The sequence below is a fragment of the Lentzea roselyniae genome (assembly GCF_039537795.1).
Lineage (GTDB): Bacteria > Actinomycetota > Actinomycetes > Mycobacteriales > Pseudonocardiaceae > Lentzea > Lentzea atacamensis.
In genome coordinates, this window is record NZ_BAABBE010000024.1 from 45142 (window position 1) to 59413 (window position 14272).

The 14272-nt window shown below is 69.0% G+C and carries 17 protein-coding genes; 5 read left to right on the forward strand and 12 right to left on the reverse strand.

Features of this window, described 5'->3' with window-relative positions; all coding sequences use genetic code 11:
- Window positions 1-5 precede the first annotated feature (5 nt).
- Entirely contained in the window at window positions 6-401 is a 396-nt protein-coding gene (locus ABFX45_RS33410; protein WP_346134345.1) for an SSI family serine proteinase inhibitor, read from the forward strand.
- A gap of 23 nt (window positions 402-424) precedes the next feature.
- On the opposite strand, the gene ABFX45_RS33415 is transcribed toward ABFX45_RS33410, so the two are convergent.
- The 6 genes from ABFX45_RS33415 to ABFX45_RS33440 form a co-directional block, all read right to left on the reverse strand.
- Entirely contained in the window at window positions 425-1066 is a 642-nt protein-coding gene (locus ABFX45_RS33415) for a GTP pyrophosphokinase (protein ID WP_233439600.1), read from the reverse strand.
- 51 nt (window positions 1067-1117) lie between these two features.
- Window positions 1118-1414 (reverse strand): hypothetical protein, encoded by a 297-nt coding sequence (locus ABFX45_RS33420; RefSeq protein ID WP_109637570.1) that lies wholly within the window; start codon window positions 1412-1414, stop codon window positions 1118-1120.
- A gap of 5 nt (window positions 1415-1419) precedes the next feature.
- Window positions 1420-1953 carry a tubulin-like doman-containing protein gene (locus ABFX45_RS33425; RefSeq protein ID WP_346134347.1) on the reverse strand — a complete coding sequence of 178 codons (534 nt, stop codon included), beginning with the start codon at window positions 1951-1953 and terminating at the stop codon, window positions 1420-1422.
- Window positions 1954-2020: 67 nt separating this feature from the next.
- Window positions 2021-2992, reverse strand: a complete 972-nt coding sequence (locus tag ABFX45_RS33430; protein WP_346134349.1) for a D-cysteine desulfhydrase family protein — start codon at window positions 2990-2992, stop codon at window positions 2021-2023.
- On the reverse strand, window positions 2983-3843 hold the full coding sequence (locus ABFX45_RS33435) for a cobalamin-binding protein (protein WP_109637575.1): 861 nt from the start codon (window positions 3841-3843) through the stop codon (window positions 2983-2985). Before ABFX45_RS33435 ends, ABFX45_RS33430 begins: the two co-directional genes overlap by 10 nt.
- Complete coding sequence (locus ABFX45_RS33440; RefSeq protein ID WP_233439602.1) at window positions 3843-4373, reverse strand: NUDIX domain-containing protein; 531 nt, start codon at window positions 4371-4373, stop codon at window positions 3843-3845. Before ABFX45_RS33440 ends, ABFX45_RS33435 begins: the two co-directional genes overlap by 1 nt.
- 179 nt (window positions 4374-4552) lie before the next feature.
- Between ABFX45_RS33440 and ABFX45_RS33445 the strand changes: the two genes are divergently transcribed.
- Together ABFX45_RS33445 and ABFX45_RS33450 are read left to right on the forward strand one after the other, a co-directional pair.
- Window positions 4553-4900, forward strand: coding sequence for a hypothetical protein (locus ABFX45_RS33445; protein ID WP_146231592.1), 348 nt, complete (start codon window positions 4553-4555; stop codon window positions 4898-4900).
- 72 nt (window positions 4901-4972) lie between these two features.
- Complete coding sequence (locus ABFX45_RS33450) at window positions 4973-5986, forward strand: hypothetical protein (protein ID WP_346134352.1); 1014 nt, start codon at window positions 4973-4975, stop codon at window positions 5984-5986.
- A gap of 7 nt (window positions 5987-5993) precedes the next feature.
- On the opposite strand, the gene ABFX45_RS33455 is transcribed toward ABFX45_RS33450, so the two are convergent.
- The gene (locus ABFX45_RS33455; RefSeq protein ID WP_346134354.1) at window positions 5994-7367 is read right to left on the reverse strand and encodes an IucA/IucC family protein; all 1374 of its coding nucleotides are present in this window, start codon (window positions 7365-7367) and stop codon (window positions 5994-5996) included.
- A 22-nt stretch (window positions 7368-7389) separates the two neighbouring features.
- Here ABFX45_RS33455 and ABFX45_RS33460 point away from each other — a divergent pair, with 22 nt between their 5' ends.
- A complete protein-coding gene (locus ABFX45_RS33460) occupies window positions 7390-8823 on the forward strand; it encodes an IucA/IucC family protein (RefSeq protein ID WP_109637586.1) in 1434 nt (477 codons plus the stop codon).
- On the opposite strand, the gene ABFX45_RS33465 is transcribed toward ABFX45_RS33460, so the two are convergent.
- The gene (locus ABFX45_RS33465; RefSeq protein ID WP_346134356.1) at window positions 8820-9677 is read right to left on the reverse strand and encodes a hypothetical protein; all 858 of its coding nucleotides are present in this window, start codon (window positions 9675-9677) and stop codon (window positions 8820-8822) included. The two genes, ABFX45_RS33460 and ABFX45_RS33465, sit on opposite strands and share 4 nt — an antisense overlap.
- 222 nt (window positions 9678-9899) lie before the next feature.
- A complete protein-coding gene (locus ABFX45_RS46600; RefSeq protein WP_428834267.1) occupies window positions 9900-10115 on the reverse strand; it encodes an AMIN-like domain-containing (lipo)protein in 216 nt (71 codons plus the stop codon).
- 929 nt (window positions 10116-11044) lie between these two features.
- Between ABFX45_RS46600 and ABFX45_RS33470 the strand changes: the two genes are divergently transcribed.
- Window positions 11045-11938 carry an ArsR/SmtB family transcription factor gene (locus ABFX45_RS33470; protein WP_146231593.1) on the forward strand — a complete coding sequence of 298 codons (894 nt, stop codon included), beginning with the start codon at window positions 11045-11047 and terminating at the stop codon, window positions 11936-11938.
- A 3-nt stretch (window positions 11939-11941) separates the two neighbouring features.
- Here ABFX45_RS33470 and ABFX45_RS33475 read toward each other — a convergent pair whose 3' ends face one another.
- From ABFX45_RS33475 to ABFX45_RS33485, 3 genes are read right to left on the reverse strand one after another with little or no spacing between them, the layout of a single operon-like run.
- The gene (locus ABFX45_RS33475; protein ID WP_109637605.1) at window positions 11942-12148 is read right to left on the reverse strand and encodes an MbtH family protein; all 207 of its coding nucleotides are present in this window, start codon (window positions 12146-12148) and stop codon (window positions 11942-11944) included.
- Between the two features lie 17 nt (window positions 12149-12165).
- Window positions 12166-13227 (reverse strand): histidinol-phosphate transaminase, encoded by a 1062-nt coding sequence (locus ABFX45_RS33480; protein ID WP_346134358.1) that lies wholly within the window; start codon window positions 13225-13227, stop codon window positions 12166-12168.
- A gap of 13 nt (window positions 13228-13240) precedes the next feature.
- A complete protein-coding gene (locus ABFX45_RS33485; protein ID WP_109637610.1) occupies window positions 13241-14230 on the reverse strand; it encodes a class I SAM-dependent methyltransferase in 990 nt (329 codons plus the stop codon).
- Between the last annotated feature and the right edge of the window lie 42 nt (window positions 14231-14272).

A 14272-nucleotide genomic window follows, 5' to 3' on the forward strand; every position in this document is an offset into this window, starting at 1 on the left:
CGGTCATGAACAGCAAGCGAATCGTGACCATGTCCGCGCTCGCCTGTGCCGGCCTCTTGGTTCCACTGGCCGGAACCGCCGCGGCTGCCGATGGCGAGCTGACCATGACCGTGACGCCGCAGAACACCAGCGCTGCGGCCGCGTACTCGCTCACGTGCAACCCGGACGGCGGTGACCACCCGAGCGCCGACGCCGCGTGTGCCGAGATCGAGGCGGCGAACGGCGACTTCGCGGCGTTGCCCGGCGAACCAGGCCTGCTGTGCACCTACATCTACGACCCGGTGACCGTGTCGGCGACCGGCAGGTGGATGGGCCACGAGGTCAACTACCAGGAGACGTTCCCGAACACGTGTGAGCTGATCCGGGAGACCGGCTCGGTGTTCGTGCCGGAGATCAGGTAACCATCCGTCCGGCGCGGCGGTCCTCAGGGCTGTCGCGCCTCGTCCTGGTGGATCCTGCGGTGCAACGACTCCATGCGTTCGTCCAGCTGCGCCGCGATCATCGCCGAGGACATCAGCTCGTCGACGAAGTCGGCGGGCGGGCTGTCGTCGTACTTGTAGAAGAGCTTGTGCTCCAGCGTGGCCCAGAAGTCCATGGCGATGGTGCGCAGCTGCACCTCGACCTTCACGTGCTCGACCCGGTCCGACAGGAACACCGGAATTCGCACGATCAGGTGAAGACTGCGGTAGCCGTTCGGCTTCGGCACGGCGATGTAGTCCTTGGTGCGCAGGATCTCCACGTCGTGCTGGCGCGCCAGCATCGCCGAGACGCGGTACACGTCGGACACGAACGGGCAGATGACCCGCACACCGGCGATGTCGTCGAGCACCTCGCCGATGGCGTCGACGTCGAGCGGCAACCCCTTGCGCCGCAACTTCTCCAGAATGCCTTCCGGCTTCTTCACCCGGTTCGTGATGTGTTCGATCGGGTCGTGCCGGTGGACGGAGTCGAACTCCTCGCTGAGGATCCGGAGCTTCGTCATCAGCTCTTCGATCGCGAACTTGTAGACGAGCAACCGCCGTTCGAGGTCGCGAAGCAGGCTCAGGTCGTCGGCCAAGTCGGTCACGTCACCAGGGTACTGATCACGCGGGGGCGACCTCGCGGCGGTCACGCAGCGCTACGGCCGGGCCAGCCACTCCGGCTCGCGCGCGACCCACTCGCGCAGGTCGTGCAGGTTGTCCTGCAACGGGTTGCGGACGCCGCGGAACGGCAGCCGCAGCGCGCCGGGCAGCGTCTCCGCCCAGAACTCCCGGTACCGTCCGGATTCGGCGAGGTCCAGCTCGCCCGCCGCCAGGCCGACGATCCGGTCGAAGAGCCGCGACGGCGGGTGCGGCCGCCGATCCACCCCGCGCGGGGTCGTCGCGAGCAGCCTGGCGCAGTGGTCGCGTCGGATCTCCTCGTCGTCGGTCAGCACCCACCCTAGATCCTGACGTGGAGGTCCTCCAGCGCGAAGGCGTCGGCGATCAGGCGCAGGAAGTCGAGGAAGACACCGCCGCCCGTGCCGCCCGCGACGGAGAACGCCACGAAGACGTTGCAGGGCAACGACTTCGTGACGATCTCCGAGGGCAGCGGGATCCGGACGGCGGACGGCCTTTCCCGCAGCGTCTCGAACAGCGCGGTCCTCCCGACGGCCGGCAGCTGGCAGGCGCCGAGGGCGAGCGGACCGATGAGCGGCTCGCCCGGTGGTGGTGGCAGCCACCCCACCGCGGACTGCGCCGCGCCTTGACACAGGCTGCGCGCGACCTCCGGACAGGTGCCGAAGCTCGTCGCGAGGCGAATCCTCACCGCCGCGGCAGGAAGGTCGTTCTCGTTGAGGTCCGCATACAAGAACTGAACGCGAGAGGGCAGCTGGTCCGGCGGGAAGTGCTCGCGCAGCCCGCGTTCCAGCTCGGCCCCGACGCGACAGCCGGTGCCGCCCAGTCCGACGTACAGCGTGGGCCGGTAGATCCGCATGAGCTCAATTCACTCAGGCCGGGCCCGGCCTGATGAACGGAAACCATGGACAAAACCTGGCCAACTGTCAGAACTGCGCGACGGCCTCCCGCGCGTAGCCGTAGAAACCCGGCAGTCCACCCGTGTGGAGGAACACGACGGGGACGTCGCAGGCGGGCGCGAGACGGGCGAACTTCACCGCGGCCTTGCCCGTGTAGACCGGGTCGAGGATGACACCCTCGGTCCGGGCGAACAGCTTCAGCACGTCCCACACGTCCTGGGTCGGCACGCCGTAGCCGGGGCCGATGGTGTCGTCGGTGACGGTGACGTGGCCGAGCTTCGGTTCGCCCGTGCCGAGCAGTTCGGCGGCGTCACCGGCGAGCTGGCGCAGTTCCCGCTCGGCGTCTTCCTCGCTGTGGGAGACGCTCGCGGCGTGGACGGTGCCGGGCCAGCCCAGGAGCTCGGTGCCGAGCGCGATGCCCGCGGCCGTCGCGCCGCTGCCGTGGGGCACGACGATGGTGGCGTTGTCGATCCCACGGTCGGTGAGCTGTCCGACCAGCTCGGCCGCCGCCGCGACGTAGCCCAGCGTGCCGAGATCGTTCGAGCCTCCGACGGGCAGTGTGACGGCCTTGTCGTGGTTGACTTTCTCGTACGTCCGCACGGTCTCCTCGGCGTCCGCGCAGACGTGCACGTTCGCGCCGAACATGTGGTCCAGCACGACGTTGCCGGACTTCTCGTACGCGTCGCCCGACATCGGCACCTTGGCGGTGAGGACGAGCTCGCACCGCAGCCCGAGCTTGGCGCAGGCGGCGGCGGTCTGGCGGCCGTGGTTGGTCTGCAGCGCGCCGAACGTGATGATCGTGTCCGCGCCCTGCTCGATCGCCTGGCCGAGCAGGAACTCGAGCTTGCGCAGCTTGTTGCCGCCCGCCCCGAGGCCGTTGACGTCGTCGCGCTTGATCAGGACCGGCGGGCCGCCGAGCGCGGCCGTGAGCCTCGGTGCCTCGTCCAGCGGGGTCGGCCAGTTGCCCAGTGCGACTCGGGGGAACGCGCTCAGATCCATGCCGCGAGCTTATGTGCTTCCCCTGGCAGCGGGTCCGGGCCGAGGCCGTGCAGGACGTGGGCGAGCACCTCGATGCCGCGCACGACGCGAGGGCCCGGCCGGTTGTAGTAGGACGGACCGTCGAGCACCCAGGTCTCGGGGAGTGGCTCGGCGGGGAGTTCCCGCAGGGTTCGTTCCGGCGGGAAGCCGCAGGGCATCAGCAGGACGACGTCCGGGTTCGCGTCGTGGACGGCCTGCCAGGTGATCGGCTTGGTGTGTTCGCCCTTCTCGGCGAGCAGGGGGACGCCACCGGCCTTCGCGATCTGCTCCGGGACCCAGTGCCCGGCCGGCCAGACCGGGTCCAGCCACTCGATGGCGGCGACTCGCGGGTGGTCGAGGTCCCTGGTCTGCTGTTCGATCCGGTCGACGCGGTGGTGGAGCGCGGCGATCCTGTCCGTGCTGTCCACGCCGAGCGTGTCACCGACGGTCTTCAGGCAGCCCAGCACCTCGTCCAGTGTGGAAGGTTCGAGGCTCAGCACGGTCGGGCCGACGTCCATCATGCGCACCGTGTCCGTGACCCCGCGGTAGGAGATCGCGCAGACGTCGCACAGGTCCTGGGTGAGGATGACGTCGGGTTTGAGGTCGTCGAGCAGCGCGGTGTCCAACCCGTACAGCGACGACCCGCGGTGGACGGTCGCCGAGATCTCCCTGCTGCTCAGCGTGTTCTGGTCGATGCCGGTGCTGGTGACGACCGGGACGCCCGCCACCCCGGCCGGCCAGTCGCACTCGTGGGTGCGGCCCACGAGGTGGTCGAGCAGACCCAGCTCGGCGACGATGTCGGTGGCGGCGGGCAGCAGCGAGACGATCCGCATCAGACCTCCCGCCCGAACTCGGCGTAGAACGTCGTCCCGGCGTCGAGAGCCTTCAGCGCCAGGGTCAGCCTGCGGTGCAGCGACGGGTAGATCCGCGGCCTGGCCTCGTCGAGGCTCAGGTAGACCACGGCCTCCAGCTCGTCGTCGTGCGGGCTGGCGTCGTCGACGATCCCGCCGTCGAACACGAACTGGTGACAGTCGCGCCACACGCCGTTGCGCGGCGTCCAGTCCACCACGAGCAGCGGTCCCAGTTCGACGTCGAGGCCGAGCTCCTCGCGGATCTCGCGGATCGTCGCCGCCTTCGGCGACTCGTTCTCGTCGGTCATGCCTCCCGGGATGTCCAGCACCGGCTTGTACGTCGGCACCACGAAGAGCACACGTCCGGTGGAATCACGGATCAGGGCGCCGCCGGCGGACGTCTTGCCGGGCCTCCTGGCGGCTATGCCCGGCTCGTACTCGACCTCGGCTGGTCCCTCTTCGAGGACGTCGGCGGCGAAGGCTGCGGGGTCTCCCGCGTGCTGTGCTGACACGAGTTGATGATCACACCACAGGGTGAATCCCGCACGGGCTGTGCCGTGGTCAGCGCCTGGTGGGCGGTGATGCCGACGATGACGGAACGCAACCGAACGACCAGGGAGTACGCTTGTGGGTTGTAACTCCGTGCGATCAATCGCCGATGTCCACGGCAACATCGGTGGAGGTGACGCCAATGGGGGCAACCGGTGCCGCCAAGCGCAGAAGCGATGGTAGATCGGCCCCGTGGTCGGTGGTCGGGCTCACTGTCGTCTTCGTCGTGGTGGCCCAGGTCCAGTTCGCCATCGCGGTCGCGGAATCGGTCTGGTGGCCGGTCGCGATCGGGGTGCTGCTGCTGGCCGCGGCGGTCGCGTTCGTGAAGACGGCGCGCAGGCTGCGTTGGGAAGACAGCGACCCGTACGAGGCCCCGCCCGAGGTGGCCGAGCCGCTTCCGGCCGAGTACGAGCGCCACGTCGACGCCGACGGAAGCCTCGCGCGTGCGGTCGGCGAAGTGGTCCACGCGTCGCGGCGCTGGAGGGCCTGACAGCCTCGCAGAGCGGAGACCGGGCCAGGCAGGGTGGCCCGGTCATGTCGCCCTGTTCGGGACAATGGCCTCATGCCGACGCCGGAACAGTGGCTCGAAGTACGCGCTCACCTGCAGCGACACCGCCACGCGCTGGCGTCGAAGGCCGCCGGGGAGTATCCGGACGTGCCGAAGGTCGCGGGCACGCCGTTGCTCACGTCCCCGCACTGGATGCCCGCCGCGCCGGTCCCGCTGGCCGATCTCTCGCTGGAACTGGCCCGCTCGTCGCCGCTCCCGGGTTTCACCTCGGACCTGCTCCCCGACGGCTTCCGCAGCTACTCGGACGCGATGGCCGCCCTCGCCGCGCCGGCCGTGTTCGAGAACCGCGAGACCTACCGCCTGCTCGGCTTCACCGACCGGCGGCTGACGTTCGGCATCGGCTCGTACTTCGACGGCATCGACGTGGGCGAGGCGTGTGCGCACGAGTACGCGGCGCGCGAGCTCGGGCATACCGACGCGTTGCCGTCGCGTGCTGCTGTGGGCGACCCGTGCGACCCTTCGCGGCGGCCCACCAACGTCGCCATCAGCACCCTCACGATCCGGCACGACCAGGCGACGGGCGAGGCGACGTTCTTCCTGCACTGGCGTGATCCGAAGCGGGTCGGGCACGCGGGCGGCATGTACCAGGTGCTGCCCGTCGGGGTCTTCCAGTCCGCCGGTTACGACGACTTCTCGTTGTGGCACAACATGATCCGCGAGTTCGCCGAGGAGCTGCTCGGGGTGCCGGAGGTGCGCGGCGCCGACTACCGGACCTGGCCGTTCGCGCGGCGGCTGACGTCGGCGGCGCGGGTGTCGTACCTCGGCATGGGGGTGGATCCCTTGACGTTCGCGACCGACATGCTGACCGTCGCGGTGATCGAGGCCGGGCAGTTCGACTCCCTCTTCGGCGACCTGGTGTCCCACAACGACGAAGGCCGGGTCCTGGAGGGACTTCCGTTCACCGCCGCGAACGTCGAGCGCTTCGTCCACGGCGAACCGACCCAGGCGGCCGGCGCGGCGCTGTTGTCGCTGGCGTGGCAGCACCGGGAGTCGTTGTTGTGCGCTTGATCCACGATCACGGGCTGAAGGGGTTGGGCAGGTAGGCCCAGGCCGTGGTCTTCGGGTCGAGCCGCATCAACGTCAGGGGCTTGGCGGGCAGCGGGTCGTGCAGCAGCGCTGGTCGGTCCGGGGTGTCCGGGACCGCCTTCGCCACCGTTCGCCAGAGTTCGCCGGCCGGTGCGTCGAGCGCGGTCACGAGGCCGGTCAGCGCGGTCGAGAAGAATGTGGCGAAAGCCTTGGTGCGCAACGTCTCCCGGTTCGCGTGGAGGCGTTCGGGGAGGTCCTCGCGCGGGCTGACGCGGATGTCGGCCAGGTCGCGGTAGATCACCCGGCGCGGTCTGCCGTTCACGAGGCCCACCAGCAGGTTCTGCTCGTGCGCCTCCAACGCGACACCGCGCGCGAGCAGCGTCATCAACGGTGGCACGGTCAGTTCGGCGAACTCGCCGAGCCACTCGACCGGATCGCCGAGCGCGCGGATCGGGGGAGGGCCGCCGTCGGCCGGGCGGGTGGTCAGTGCGGCCAGTGGCAGCAGGGTTTCGTGCTCGTGTGGAACCGGTTTGTCGCGCAGGATGACGCCCAGTTCGCGGTTCGGTTCGCCGTTCGTGACGACTGCGGCGGAGGCCCGGTTGTGCTGCAGTTCGATGCCCTCGACGACCTGAGCGAGGAAGTCGGAGACCGTGGTCGCGGTGGTGATCGAGCTGCCGGAGATGTCCCGCACGGCCGAGGTGATCTGGGCGCTCAGCGTCGTTTTGACGTGCCAGCCGCCGGTCGAGAGGGTGCGCAGCGCCATCAGCGGGCTGGCGTCGAGCGTGCCGGCGCTGGGGAGGTTCAGGCGGCCGGCCTGCCACGGGTGCACCGGGAGCAGGATCGCCTTGCCGTCCCTGAGTTCGGAAGGCCAGTCGCCGTACACGACGTGGTCTTGCGCGGGGAGCAGGCGCAGCGCGACCGTGGGGCGGTGTTCAGGTCCGTACGCCAGGTGGTCGTGGGCGGTGAAACCCGTGCGGTTGCGGCAGCACGGGTGCAGCGGATGGCCGTCGACGACGCTCTGCTCGTGCTCCTCCAGAGTGCGGTCGAGGAACGGGGTCGTGAGCGGGCTCGTCGTGCGGGACAGCGCCAGCCCGGCCACGCTGTGGGCCACCTCGGCGATCAGGTTCGCGGAGCCCGGCCAGCGCAGGGCGATGAGGAGGCCGACCGGATGGGCGTACTCGGCTTCGGCGGCGCCGACCTGGGGCAACGGTTCGATCGCGAGGGCTCTGCGCAGGCGCGCGAGGACGGCCGCGCGGGCTCCTGGCAGTGCCGCGAGGAAGCGCTCGGCACGCTCGCCGTCCAGTGCCGCGGCGAATTCGGCCTCGATCGGCGTCTCGGTCAGAATGATCAGATCCTGACACATCGCCCCAGGGAAGCGGACACCGGTGGAAGCGACCTCTGATCCCGACGGCATCACCTCGACCGCCCTGCTCAACTGCCTGCGGCGCGAGGTCGGCCAGGTGGGGGAGGACGGCACGATCCGCCTGCCGCGGACCGGCGTCCTGCTGCGCGCACGGCAGGGCCGCTGGCTGTCAGATCCCGAGGTGTTCACCGGTTCGTGGCAATCCCTGTCGTGGCAGGAACTGGCTCTGCTGATCACCAAGGAGCTCGGCGACCCGCCGATCGGCTTCCTCGACGAGATCGCGGGCTCCCGGTCGGCCATCGCGGCGATGCTGGGCGCGCGTCCCGCTCCGCCCGCCGACCTCTACCAGCGCTCCGAGCAGGCGCTGGTCGCCGGTCACCGCTACCACCCGGCGCCGAAGGGCCGCGGTGGCCTGCCCGCGGCGGAGTGGCTGCCGTACTCGCCCGAGGTGCACGCGCGCTTTTCGTTGGTGCACCTGGAAGGTGAGTTCGCCGACGACGGCGACGTGCCGCTGCCGCCAGGAGTGCTGCCCGCGCATCCGTGGCAGCTGTCGTTGCTCGGGATGTCCGGGGTGGTCGCCGACCACGAGGTCTGGCCGACGTCGTCGGTGCGCACGGTCTACGACCCGGCCGCCGACCTGTTCTACAAGTTCAGCCTCGACGTGCAGATCACCAACGACGTGCGCCGGCTGTGGGCACACGACCTGCGCTGGATCCCGCCGCTCGCACGGGTGCTGACACCCGTGTTCGCGGACATCGCCTCGACCTATCCCGGTACGGCTTTTCTGATCGATCGCGGTTACCGGACGTCGCCGGACTGCTTCGAAGGGCTCGCGGTCGTGGTGCGCGACGGCGTGCGGCGGCACACGTTGCCCGGCGTCACCCCGTTGCTGGCGGCCGGAATCAGCGAGGGTTTCGAAGGCAACCCGCTGGACGGCCTGGACCGGGACGGTGCGCTGCGGTGGTTCCGGAAGTACGTGTCGGTCGTCGTTCCCCCTGTGCTGCACGCGTTCTTCGCGCACGGTGTCGTGATGGAGTGCCACCTGCAGAACGTCCTGGTGGGCGTGGACGCCGCCGGGATGCCGGTGCAGGCGTTCTACCGCGACCACGAGGGAATGCGTTTGCTGCCTAGGCATGCCGCACTTCTGTCCGAAGTGGATGGTGCGAGCGGGTCGCGCGGTGTCTCCGAGGCGAAGGGCTGGGAGCGGCTGCAGTACTGCCTCGTGGTGAACCACCTCATGGAGATCGCGGGCGCGGTGCTGTCCCGGCACCCCGATCTCGGCGTGTGGGCGGAGGCGCGGGCCGTTTTCGCCGGGTACGGGTCGTTTCCGTTGCTGACGTCGTTGCTGGAGAGCCCGGTCGTGCCCGCGAAGGCCAATCTGTTGCTGCGCTGGACCCGTGCGGAGGGTGCGGCGAGCCGGTACGTCGACTGCCCGAACCCGTTGTATCGGAACTAGCCGGGGCCCTCGCCGAGGATCCTGCGCAACGCGTCGGTGATGGCGCGCTCGTCACCGGGGTCGAGCGCGGCGTAGATCAGCGCCTGGACGGACGCCACGAACAGGTCCCGGTTCTCCCTCGTGTCGTCGCCGGTGCCCGCGATGTGCTGCGCGAACCCCGACGTCTGCGCCGACACCATCGAGCTGAGCATCCTCGCGGTGATGCTGGGCCGGAGCCGGACGCCGAGCAGCCGCAGGCCTTCCTCGTACACGGGCACCCATCGCGTGGAGTACGCGTCGAGCATCTCGCGATACGCCTTCGTGGCAACGGACCGCCACTTCGCGTCGATGGTCAGCGAGAGCTGGAAGAGCCAGTACCGCGCCAGTCGCGTGCGCATCCGGAGGTCGTGCGTGGCGATTTTCGTGATGAGGTCGGTGAGTTCGAGCTCTCCCGCGCGCACCCTGGGCAGTTCGGCGAGTGCCCGGCGCGGTCCGTAGTCGAGGAAAAGCCCCCAGCGCGGCGCCGTGCAGGTGTACTTGATGAGGCACATGAAGAAGTTCGCCATACCGCCGTGGCTCGGCCAGCGATCCTTGAACGCGCCTTCGCCCACGCTCACCGCGCAGGGCAGGTCAGCGGCGAGCGCGGCAGCCCTGCGCACGACAACGGTCCGCGTCAGCCGTGCACCGGCGAGCTCGTCGCGGCTGCGGCGGCTGCGGCCGGACAGCTGGTCGTCGATCTCCTGGAGCCCGCCCTCCAGGAACACCATCGTGGCGGCGTAGACGGACCGGCGCGGGTTGCGCGGATCCGCGAGGCTGGGCCGGGAAATGTGCTCCCCGAACACCTCCGGCCAGTCGACTTCGTCGTTGAAGTGCACGGCACCCCCTGGAGATCACCTCATTCCAGCACGCGCCCGGCGCATCAGCAACGCCCTGACGAGCCTCCTGAACAGGAGGATGACGAACAGGACCGCTGCCGACATCGTGTAATCACGAGCAGCCGGAAGGGAAGACCGATGCGCATCGTGGTGGAGACATCGTTGTTGTCCATTCGCGTGGCCGAGGTGCTGGTGGTCCTGCTGACCGCCGTCGTGTGCGGGCTACGGCGACGCAAGGGCCCTCCACCGTGAGGCACGGCTCGGTGATGTAGCGCGAACCCGGTGCCCGGCCCGTCGAGCAGAACACCCGGAACGGCAGCCGCGCACGCCCAGCCCGATCGTCGTCTGCCCCTCGAACTGCCCCGCCCACGCGACGTGGCGGAACGTGCTGTACCCGCTGACATCGTCGGTGGAGCCGGGGCTCGCCTCCTTCGGCAGGGAAACCCCAGGTGATGCCGCGGGTTGTCGATCACGTGGCCGTCAATACCTGTCTTGCGCGCATTTGCACAAGCTCCGCCTGTGTGAACGCGTGCAGACCGTCGTGCACGCCTTCCGGCACGGTCCGATGGCCTGAGGGAATCGTCGGGTTATTGGTCCGGTGTGGACAATCAGGGGCCGATGCGGACTTCTGAAGTGCATATTCCCGGCTGACGTCGTCGAATCGGTGAATTTGAAATGTCCACCAGCCGAGTTCATCTCACCGTAATCGCACGGTTACACGGCGTGATCGAACGGTCTTTCGTTCAATTGAGGGTGAGTGGGCTCAATGGGTGATTTCCTGGTCCTTTCGGCGTTCTGACTGGATCGTGCCGATGGGGCGCGCAGGAGTAGGCCGCTGACTTTATTCGCGAGTAGGTTGCGGCCGTGCCACCTGGACTGGTCCATCGTGTGGTGACGGTCTCCTGGTTGGCGTGTCCACAACCGGTTGACTGGCGGCTGAGCTGTGGTAAGAGGGCTGGTCGCCGGGGTGCGCCCGTTCGCGGGTTAGCCTTTTAACCTAACGTGACGTGCGCTGCCGTGTCTGCACTTTCAGCTCTGGCTTAAAGGCCGAGAAGTGTTCGCGGTGAAAGACTTTCGCTCTCTTCAATGAGGTGCGGCGGTTTCCCTCTCGAGTATGTAGGCTGGGATGGACGCACCTGACGCGCGGTCCTGGGGGAACGTTTGCCTGCGCTCAGGAGATCAGGGCTGCCCTGGTCTTGCGGACAAACACGGGCTGGGAGGAGCTTTAACCTTCAGGTGCTCCGTTCGGTCCACATTGGACTGGTCCCGAATCGGCTGAGTTCGCGATCGACGCGTCAGCCGAACGGGCCAACAACCGGGGGGCAGGGTTGCAGAGGATTCATTTCACCAGCGAGGATCTGGCGCGGGTGAAAGTCTCGGCGACGTTGGGCATGGGTGCGGAGACCGTGTTCGCCATGGAGTCGCTCGGACGTACACGAGGTGGTTTCTTCGGGATCTGGCGCGAGCGCGTGGGCGAGCGTCTGGGCAAACGTGCCGGTCGCATCGAACGCATGCTGCACGCGCTGCGGCCGGTCCCGGATTTGTTGTGGCTGGTGGACGGAGGTTTCAAGGCTGACGAGAGAGCACTGGGCAAGGTCGGGCTGAGTCGCGAGGACGTGCTGGAGACCGCGCACGGGTTCTGCCGCGTGGCCGTGTCGCCCTACTGGCGGCAGGTGCGCGGCTATCTCGAGACGGTCCGCGACGTCAGGGGGCGTCTGGCGATGACCGGGGGTGTGGAACGCCTGCTGGGGACGTTGCACCCCAAGGTGCGATGGCGCTCGTCGGTGCTGGAAGTGCCACACGACCAGGAGATCGACGTCCACCTCAACGGCCGCGGGTTGCTGCTGGCGCCGTCGCTGTTCCTGCACGACGGTGCGGCGGCCGTGCTGATCGGCGCCGAGTGGGACGAGTCCAGCCCGATCCTCGTGTTCGCCGCGCCGCCCGTCAGCGCGGCGGCGAGCGCGGCGACGGCTTTCTGGGACGTCACCGAACGCGGCGAGCAGGCGCTGGCCGCGCTGGTCGGGCGGACGCGTGCGGCGGTCCTGCAGGAGCTGGTGGAGAGCTGCACCACCGGCGAGCTGGCCGAACGCCTGAACATCTCGTCGGCCAGCATCAGCCAGCACACGTCGGTGCTGCGGGAGGCCGGCCTGATCACCAGCCGCCGCAACCGGAACACCGTGCTGCACAGCGTGACGCCGCTCGGCACCGCGCTGCTGGAGTACACGACGTACCAGTTCATGGAAGCGGCGGCTGGTGAGTGAGCGTCACGCCCGTGCGGCGGTCTCCCGCGGACGAAGATCCGTCCAGTGGCCCGACACGTAGTCGAGACACTCCTGCCTGGTGCCCGGCCCGTGGACCTCGGTCCACCCGCTGGGCACCGGGATCGCCAGCGGCCACAGCGAGTGCTGGCCCGCCGAGTTCACCAGCACGAGGTAGGTGCCGTCGGGGTCGTCGAAGGGGTTGCTGCTCATGGGAATCTCCTTTTGTGTCAGCCGGTCGCGAAGGTGCGTGCGACCGCCAGGAAGGCGTCGTTGTCCGCGGGGTTGCCGATCGTGACCCGCACGCCTTCGCCGGCGAACGGGCGCACCATCACGCCGTCGGCCATGCAGTGCGAGGCGAAGGCGGCCGCCCGGTCCGCGAGCGGCAGCCACAGGAAGTTGCCCTGTGACGGCACGAACTCGTGCCCGAGCGCGTGCAGCCCCGCTCCGACGCGGTCGCGTTCGGTGCGCACGAGCCGGCAGCGTTCCGCCAGTTCGTCGGCGGAGTCGAGGCTGATCAGCGCCGCGGTCTCGGCCAGGGTGCTGACGCTGAACGGCACACCGACCTTGGTGACCGCCTGGATCAGGTTCACCGGTCCCGCGCAGTAGCCGATGCGCAGTCCCGCCAGGCCGTAGGCCTTCGAGAACGTCCTGAGGCTGACGAGATTGCCCCGGCCTGCGGCCTCGCGCACCAGCTCCAGCCCGTCCGGGATGTCCGGGTCGGTGACGAACTCGTGATAGGCCTCGTCGAGCACCACCACGACGTGATCGGGCGTGGCGGCGAGGAACTTCGCGAGCGCCTCCCGGTGCAGCGCGGTTCCGGTGGGGTTGTTGGGATTGCAGATGATGATCATGCGGGTCGTCGGCGTCACCGCGGCCAGCATGGCGTCGAGGTCGTGCGTGAGGTCGCCGGCCAGCGGCACCGGTCGCGGCTCCGCGCCCGCCACGCGCACGAGGATCGGGTAGGCCTCGAAGGAACGCCAGGGGTACACGATGCTGCTCGGTCCGTGCACCACCGCTTGCATCAGTTGCAGCAGTAGCGTGGCCGACCCCGCGCCCACCGCGACGGAGCCGGCGGGGACGCGGAGGTGCTCGGCGAGGTGAGTCGCGACCGCGTGCGGGCTGACGGGGGGATACCGGTTGATGTGCTCGAGGCCTTCCGCCAGCGCGGCGGCCACCCGCGGCAACGGCGGGAAGGCGGTCTCGTTGTTCGACAGCTGGACCCGCGCGGTCGTGGGCAGCTGCTGGTAGAGGGGCAGCGCGTCGAGGTCTGGGCGAACCAGGATGGTCATCGGGTGCTCCGGTTCAGCTCAGCTCGAACACGACGGCTCCGGCGAGGCTTTCGACGTGGTGCGCCTCGACGCACTTCCACCCGGCCTCGTCGAAAACGTCCAGCCATTCGTCCAGCGTCGGCAGGTACACGTCCATCATGGCGTGGCCGAATTCGAAGGCCAGCGTGAACACCGGGATTTCGTCGTCCGGCACGCCGGTGGTGCGCACGTTGTCGCCGAGCAACAGCCTGCGGGCGGACGGGAATGCCTTCCGCAGCTGCTGGAGCGAGGTGATGCACCGTTCCCTGGGCCAGAAGTCGTGGCCCATCATGAAACAGGTGAGCAGATCCACGTCGGCGAATTCTGCGGCCGGCTCCAGCTGCCGCACGTCGGCCTCGATGAACGTGAGCCGGTCACCCATGCCGGCCTGCTGCGCCTCGGTGCTCGCCATGTCGATCGCGGGGCTCGCGATGTCGATTCCGATACCACGCGCACCGGGGTGGCGCTTGAGAATCTGGAGAAGTCGCTCACCACTTCCCGAACCAAGGTCGGCGACCACGGTCGGATCGAAGTCGAGACCTTCGAGGACCGGCCAGAAAACCGGGTCGTAGAACTGCGCGTTCGCTTCCCGGCACGCGGCGCTGATGGCCTTCGCGTCACGCCGGTAGAAGGCGCCGGTGCGGTTGCCGTTGCGCAGCACCGCCGGGATTTCCGCGAACAGCGGGGCAGAACCCCGCATGAGCCAGTGGAACAGCGATTTTGCCTGGTAGACCTCGTCGAAGTGCTCGCCGGTGGCCACCGTCGAGCCGTCGCGCCGCACCACCCCGACACTGGCGAGAGCCACGAAGAGGCCCATTGTGGACTGCTCGTGCAGATCATGCCTCGCGGCGAATTCGGGTACGTCCAGCGTGCCGGACTCGCGCAGTTCCGCCAGCGCCCCCAGTTCCCACGCCGCGGCGATGGCGGACGCGGCCACCGCCGAGTTGAAGATCTGCGCGGTCGCCCGCGTGGTCGTGCTGGTCATGGACAGCCTCCTGTCGCGCGGCGACGCCGCGACTCCGATTTT